The following is a 7,519-nucleotide window of genomic DNA, read 5'->3' on the forward strand; positions in this document are numbered from 1 at the left end:
CTCATGGGGTGTGCCCTGGGTGACGCGGATTACTGGACCCAATGAGGTGCATTGCACCACTTTGCCCGATGTTCACTCGGGGGCTCGGCGTGGCCGCGTACGGGTCACCCGGGTGGCGCAGGGGGGCGTGACTGGGCCGGGGGTGCGTGGGATAGGCCTCCAATGATCACGTCCCGTACGCGGCTTCGGCTGCCGCCGCACCTCCACGCGCCCCTCGCCCCGGGCCCTGGTCCATCGCTCACCCGGCAGCGTGGGCACGGCGAGCACGGCCGGAGTCTGAACGCTCCCCGCGTCGACTCCCTCACCGGGCTGCGCTTCCTCGCCGCCCTCGCGGTCTTCGCCCACCACTTCACCGGACTCAGTGCCCAAGGCGGTGTCGCCCATGCCCCGCTGCTCTTCCCCTACTCCACGATGGGCGCGAACGGCGTCGGGTTCTTCTTCGTCCTGTCCGGCTTCCTGCTCACCTGGGGGCACCGCCCCGGCGCCCCCGCCGGCCTCTTCTACTGGCGGCGGATCGGCCGCATCTGGCCCGCGCATCTGGCCGCCACCGTGCCCTGTGTCCTGGTCCTCTACCTCTGGGGCGGCGTCCCGACGGACCTCTTCAGCATCTTCGCCTCGCTGTTCCTCGTGCAGGGCTGGTTCCCCGGCGTCGTCCCGAACCTGCCGGGCAACCCCGTCTCCTGGACCCTCGGCGTCGAGGCCTTCTTCTATCTCCTCTTCCCCTGCGCCATCCGCGCCGCCCTGCGGTACCGCACCCGCACCCTGGCGCTCGTCGCGGCGGCCGCGCTCGCCGCGATGTGGGCGGTCAACTGGTGGGCGGACAGCCACCTTTCGGCCCACACCGCCGAGTGGATCATGCGGCACCCGGTGATCCGGCTCCCCGAGTTCGCCGCCGGGATGTTCTTCGCGCTCGCCCTGCGCCGGGGGCATCGTTTCCGGCTCGCCCCGCCCGTCATCGTCGCCGCCTTCGCCGTGTACGCCGTCGCGTACTGCCACCGCGAGGCCTGGGCCGGAGCGCACCTCGCCGCCCAACTCGGCTGGACCGTCCGCCCGTTGGCCGCCGTCTTCGCCGCCCTCCTCATCACCGCGTACGTCCAGCGCGAGCTGACCGGCCGCAGGGGCTGGCTCTGCTCGCGCCCCATGGTGCTGCTCGGGCTGTGGTCGTACGCCTTCTATCTGCTGCACCAGACCCTCAACCGGCTGTGCATCGAGGCCTGGGGCCGCCCGGAGCCGTCGAATTCCGCCCTGTTCACCCTGATCGGCGTCGCCGCCGTGGCGACCGCGCTGTCCTGGGCGATGTTCACGTACGTCGAGGAACCGGCGAGGAAGTGGTGGGCCCGGCACGCGCCACGCCGACCGACCGCCAAGCGGGCTTCCGCCGACGCCAGTTGACGCCCGGTGGCGGCGTGACCGTTTGAGTGGATACGCGTTGAACGCGGGCAACGCGAAGAATCTCTGTGTTGGAGGCGCCGTGCACCAGTCCGCGTACGAACAGATGGAACTCTGTGTCGAGCACTACATGCCCACGGGGAAGCGCCACCGGGTCGTCGATCTCGGCGCCCGCGTCTCCGACGGGCAGACCCGCACGCACAAGACCCTCCTGAAGGGCCGCGACACGGAGTGCGTGGGCGTGGATGTGCTCGACGGACGCAATGTCGACGCGGTGATGACCAAGCCGTACCGCATCCCCGTGAAGTCGCGCAGCGCCGACTTCGTCATCTCCGGGCAGGCCTTCGAGCACATCCCCTTCTTCTGGGCGACGATGCTGGAGATCGCCCGCGTCCTGAAGCCGAACGGCATCGCCTTCGTGACCGCGCCCTCGCGCGGCCATGTGCACGACGCGCAGGACTGCTGGCGCTACTACCCCGACGGGTTCCGCGCCCTCGCCGCGTACACCCGGCTCGAACTCCGCGAGGCCTACACGGACTTCCCGCCGATGAAGGGCATCCGCCACGCCTACGGAAAGATCGACGCCAAGCACGCCTACTGGGGCGACACCGTCGGCGTCTTCCAGCGGCCCGAGCGCTACCCGAGGCTCACGATGGCCCTCGTACGGTCCACGACGAGGTGGTGGGCGAACAAGGTCGGCGGCGTCGAATCCGTCCCGCTGCCCGAGCCCGTCGAGGGCCGCGCGCACTGCGGAAGGCCGAAGGTGGTGGCCCCGCGTCCGGGGGACGAAAAGCCCGTACCGGCACCAAGTCAAGCCGGATAGCATCAGGTTGACGAAAGGTGACATCGCGGATGAGTCGCGCGTACTGTCCGCTCCCATGGCATGGCGACGCGCAGTGAACGGCGCTCTCAAGCAACTCACCGGATACCAGCTGACCCGCAACCCGCTGCCGGCCCAGCAGGTGAGGGTGCCGGGCGCGGCGAAGCCTCCGGCTCCGGCTCCGGCCCCGAAGCCGAAGGCGCTGAAGCCGAAGGCCCTGAAGCTCCCCGCGGACTACGACGACGAGGCGAAGGGCATCATCCGTGCGGTGAAGCCGTACACGATGACCTCTCCCGAACGGCTGAACGCCTTCATCCTGGCGACCCGGCACGTCGTCCGCCACGGCATCCCCGGCGCCGTCGTCGAGTGCGGTGTGTGGCGCGGCGGTTCGATGCAGGCCTGCGCCAAGACCCTGCTGTCCGTCGGTGACACCGAGCGCGACCTGTACCTCTTCGACACGTACGAGGGCATGACCCCGCCCACCGAGGAGGACCTGCGCCGGGACGGCAAGTCCGCGGAGGAGCTGCTCAAGGTGCAGGGCAAGGACCGGCCGATCTGGGCGGTCGCGTCCCTCGACGACGTCAAGTCGGGCTTCGCGAAGGTGCCGTACCCCGAGGAGCGCGTCCACTACGTCCAGGGCATGGTCGAGGAGACCGTCCCGCGCGAGGCGCCCGAGAAGATCTCCGTCCTGCGCCTCGACACCGACTGGTACGCCTCCACCAAGCACGAACTGGAGCACCTCTACGGAAGGTTGGTCAGCGGCGGCGTCCTGCTCATCGACGACTACGGCTACTGGCAGGGGTCGCGCCAGGCGGTCGACGAGTTCCTGGACAAGACCGGCGAGCGGCTGCTTCTGCTGCGCATGGACGAGGGGCGGATCGCCGTCAAACCCTGAACCGGCGCCACCTCCGGCACCACATCCCGGCCGAACACGCTCGGCACGTCAGGCACTTGATCGAGCCCCGTACCCGCAGGCCATCCGGCCGCGGGCACGGGGCTCGACGCGCGATCACTCGAATGGCTCTGGGCGGGTGACCCGCGAGGGCGCCCGTTGTTAACCAGTAGGTCCCCCGCAGGACGCGCAGCCGTGCCCGACAGTTCTCCGGAAGGAATGTGCGCAGCGCATGACACCCCGACTCGCCGTCGTCGTCCCCGTCTACAACGTCGAGGAGTTCCTCGGCTCCTGCCTACGGTCACTGGCCGAGCAGACCATGCCGGACTTCGAAGTCGTCATGGTCAACGACGGTTCCACCGACGGGAGTCCGCGCATCGCCCGCGAGTTCGCAGCGCGGGACGGGAGATTCAGGCTGGTCGAGCAGGAGAACGCCGGGCTCGGCGCGGCCCGCAACGCGGGGGTCCGAGAGGCGCGCGGCACCTATCTGGCGTTCGTGGACAGCGATGACATCGTGCCGCCCGACGCGTACGAGCGGATGCTGGCGGCGCTCGAGGAGTCCGGCTCCGACTTCGTCACCGGCAACGTCCACCGGCTGCGGTCCGACGGCGTGAGCAGGCAGTCCCCGATGTTCCGCAAGGCCATGGAGGCGGACCGCAGCGGCACCCACGTCACCCGCGACTGGGGTCTGCTCGGTGACCGCATCGCCTGCAACAAGGTCTTCCGCAGGACCTTCTGGGACCGGCACGGCCTCGCCTTCCCGGAGGGCGTCCTTTTCGAGGACACCCCCGTGATGATCCCCCTCCATTTCCTCGCCGACGCCGTCGACGTGCTCAAGGACCCCGTCTACCTCTGGCGCGACCGCCACGGCTCCATCACCAACGGCCGCGCCAGGCCCCGCGCCGTCCGCGACCGCGCCGCCGCCGTCATCGCGGCGAGCGGCTTCCTCGCGGGGAAGGCTGGGGAGACGGAGGGGACACCGGAGGGCGAGCTCTGGGCCGAGGCCAAGCGGCGCTACGACCGGACCGTGTTCTCCGGGGACCTGTGGCTGTTCATGGAGGCCCTGCCGCACGGTGACGCCGAGTACCACGAGGCCTTCCTCGAGCACGCCGGCGCCTTCGCCGCCACCGTCGACCGGTCGGTCGTGGACGGCCTTCCGCTCGCCCTGCGCGTCAGGTGGCGGCTCGTCGCCCAGCGCCGCGCCGGTGACCTGATGGCCTTCATGGCGTACGAGAAGTCCAACCCGGACGCCTTCCGGGTCCGGGGCCTGCGCCGACGCCGGGCCGACTATCCGGGCATCGGCGGCCTGCCGCGCGAGACGGTCGCCCTCAAGCGCTCCGACGTGCCGCTCACCGCGCAGCTCACGCACGCCGCCTGGGACGACGAGGGCCTGCTGCGGCTCAAGGGCTTCGCGTACATCCGCAATCTGCCGGCCGGCCGGATCGTGGCGCGGGCCAGGGTCGCCTGGCTGCGGTCGGGGCGGTGGCGGGTCCTGCCGCTGAAGCTGCGCACGGTGCGGGCGCGTGAGGCGACGTACCGCTCCAACCAGGGCCTGCACAGCTACGACCGGTCCGGGTTCGAGACGGTCGTCGACCCCCGCAGGATCGTCACCAAGCGGCGCAGCACCACCTGGAACGTGGAGATGGGCGTGGTCAGCGGGCTCCTGCCGCGCACCGGGCCGGTCAGGATGAGCGGCCTTCCCGCGCTGCCCGTGCGGTATCTGGAGGACTTCCTGCGGGTGGCCGTCACGCTCAGCACGGGGCGGCTGCGGCTGCGCACGGAGCGGGTGGCTGCGCGGCTCGTCGCGCACGAGGGGTGCGGTGGCGCCGTCCGGCTGCACGGGCGGCTCGCGCCCGGCGAGTCCCAGGCCATCGATTTCGTACGTGTCGAGAACTGGCACACCAAGGAGGCACACGACGTCCCGGCCGTGGTGAACGGCCGGGATTTCAGCGCCGACGTGCCGCTCGGCCTCTTCCGGCCCGAGGTGGACGAGCGCACCGGCGAGCCGCGCAAGGCCGACCCGTGGGGTGTCGCGCTGATCCGTGACGGCGGGGAGCGCACCCCGCTGGCCGCCCACCCCGAGGTGGAGCCGGGACGGTACGGCCTGCGGCCGGGGCGTGAACTCCTCGCCCTCGCCAACGCGTCGGGCAACCTGGAGCTGCGCGACCAGACCGTGCGGCCGCTCGTCGACAGAGTGACCTGGGACGGCGAACTCGTCCTGGAAGGCAGCCACCCGGGCGACGGGACGCGCACCGGGGAGCTTCTCCTCGTGCACGGCGGCCACGGCGACGAGGCCGTGCTCCCGGTGCGGATCGACGGCGGACGGTTCACGGCGGCCCTGCGCCCGGAGGCCGTCCCGGGCAAGGCGGGCACCCTGCCGCTCGCCGAGGGGCGCTGGAACCTCTTCCTGCGCGAACCGGGCGAGAGCGACCCCGCGGAGTACACCCCGGTGTGCGTGGCCCCCGGCACCGACCGCGGGCTGCCGCTCACCCGCACCCTGTCCGGCCGCGAGATCACCCTGAAGCGGCACGCCCACTACGGCCTGCACCTGCGCTCCGGCTCCGCCCTGCCCCCGGCCGACCGCGGCGGGCCCCGGCAGCGGCGGCTGCGCGAGACGTACGCGGCACAGCGCGGCGGGCCGCTGCGGGACGCCGTCCTGTACTGCAGCTTCGACGGACGCCAGTACTCCGACTCGCCCCGCGCCATCCATGAGGAACTGGTCGGCCATGGCACCGAGTTGGAGCATCTGTGGGTGGTGCGCGACCAGCAGGTCGACGTGCCCGAGAGCGCCGCGCCGATCGCCATGTGGAGCGCCGAGTGGTACGAGGCCCTTGCCCGTTGCCGCCACATCGTGACCAACACCCAGCTGCCCGACTGGTTCGAGCGCGCCGAAGGGCAGTTCGTCGTGCAGACCTGGCACGGCACCCCGCTCAAGCGCATCGGCCGCGACCTGGCGGGACACGCGTCCGGCGACACCGCCTACATGGCGACGCTGCCCGCCCGCGCCGCCCAGTGGAGCGTCCTCGTCTCCCCGAACCGCTTCTCCACGCCCCTGCTGCGCGGCGCCTTCGGCCACACCGGCGCGGTCCTGGAGTGCGGCTATCCCCGCAACGACCTGCTGCACGCCGTCGACCGCGAGAAGGTCGCCGCCTCCGTACGCGAACGGCTCGGCATCCCCGAGGACAGACGCGTCGTCCTGTACGCGCCGACCTGGCGCGAGAACCAGCCCAAGAGGGGCGGCCGTTACGGCCTCGACCTGCGGATCGACCTCGCCGCCGCCGAGCGCGCCATCGGCGACGACCAGGTGCTCCTCGTCCGCAGGCACTACCTGGTGGGCGGCACCGTCCCCGAGTCCGACTTCGTCCGCGACGTCACGCGCTACCCGGACGTCAGTGAACTCCTCCTGATCAGCGACGTGTTGGTGACGGACTACTCGTCCCTGATGTTCGACTTCGCGCAGACCGGCCGCCCCATGCTCTTCCACACCTACGACCTCGACCACTACCGCGACACCCTGCGAGGCTTCTACTTCGACTTCGCGGCGCAGGCGCCGGGCCCGCTGCTCACGACGGGCGACGAGGTGATCGAGGCGCTGCGCGACCCGCGGGCGGCCACCGCCGCGTACGCCGACGCGTACGACAGATTCCGCGAGGTCTTCTGCGACCTGGACGACGGGCACGCGGCCGCCGGTGTCGTGGACGCCATGCTCGCCGGCGCCGTGCGCGGGGACGGCATGCCCGAGGGAGGCCGCGCATGAGCACGCCCGATCTGCACGACGTCAGCTGTGTCGTCGTCGGCGACGGCAGCGCGGCCGCCCTGCGGGCCTCGGTGCGGTCCGTCATCGGCCAGTCGATGGGCGGCGTCGAGGCCGTCGTCGTCGACCCCGGCACCGAGCCCGCCGTGAGCGAGGCGGCCGCCGCACTCGCCGCCGACCACCCGCACCGGGTACGTCTCGTGCGCGCCGGCGGCGACCTCTCCACGGGGGCGGCGCGCAACCTCGGGCTCGACGCGGCACGCGGCCGGTACGTCATGGTCGTCGGCACGGGCGAACGCCTCCAGGCGCACGCCTGCCGCAACCTCTTCGACGCGGCGCGCTCCACCGGCGCCGACCTGGTGGCGGGACGCTGGACACGGTTCACGGGAAGCGGCAAGAAGCAGCGTGGGCCCGGCTGGCAGGCTCAACTGCACGCCAGGACCAGGGTGGTGAGCGACCTCGCCGACGCGCCCGACGTCGTCGTCAGGGACTCCCTGCTCACCGGGTTCTGCGTCCGCCGCGAGGTGCTCGACCGGACGTCACTGCGGTACGCGGACGACCTCGCCCACAGCGAGGTCCTCTTCGGCGTCCGGGCCGCGCTCGCCGCCAAGGGCATCGCCGTCGTGCCGAACCTGATCACCACCCACCGCGCGGCCCCCGCCCC

At 71.8% G+C, this 7,519-nt stretch carries 5 protein-coding genes; all 5 read left to right on the plus strand.

What is annotated here, in order from left to right; translation table 11 throughout:
• Positions 1 to 162 precede the first annotated feature (162 nt).
• Positions 163 to 1,392, plus strand: coding sequence for an acyltransferase (locus tag E2651_RS38885; RefSeq protein ID WP_135335994.1), 1,230 nt, complete (start codon positions 163 to 165; stop codon positions 1,390 to 1,392).
• A gap of 79 nt (positions 1,393 to 1,471) precedes the next feature.
• Positions 1,472 to 2,212: a methyltransferase domain-containing protein gene (locus tag E2651_RS38890; protein ID WP_135335995.1), complete on the plus strand. Its 741-nt coding sequence runs from the start codon at positions 1,472 to 1,474 to the stop codon at positions 2,210 to 2,212.
• Between the two features lie 22 nt (positions 2,213 to 2,234).
• Entirely contained in the window at positions 2,235 to 3,104 is an 870-nt protein-coding gene (locus E2651_RS38895) for a TylF/MycF/NovP-related O-methyltransferase (protein WP_209446357.1), read from the plus strand.
• A 229-nt stretch (positions 3,105 to 3,333) separates the two neighbouring features.
• A complete protein-coding gene (locus tag E2651_RS38900; protein ID WP_135335997.1) occupies positions 3,334 to 6,858 on the plus strand; it encodes a bifunctional glycosyltransferase/CDP-glycerol:glycerophosphate glycerophosphotransferase in 3,525 nt (1,174 codons plus the stop codon).
• Positions 6,855 to 7,519, plus strand: a 665-nt coding sequence (locus tag E2651_RS38905; RefSeq protein ID WP_135335998.1) for a glycosyltransferase, incomplete at its 3' end; no start/stop codon positions are given. The genes E2651_RS38900 and E2651_RS38905, both read left to right, overlap by 4 nt.

This window comes from Streptomyces sp. MZ04 (genome assembly GCF_004684775.1).
Classification (GTDB): domain Bacteria; phylum Actinomycetota; class Actinomycetes; order Streptomycetales; family Streptomycetaceae; genus Streptomyces.

Coding starts and splice junctions, on each gene's coding strand:
- E2651_RS38885 (WP_135335994.1), top strand. CDS start 163: ATGATCACGTCCCGTACGCGGCTTCGGCTGCCGCCGCACCTCCACGCG.
- E2651_RS38900 (WP_135335997.1), top strand. CDS start 3,334: ATGACACCCCGACTCGCCGTCGTCGTCCCCGTCTACAACGTCGAGGAG.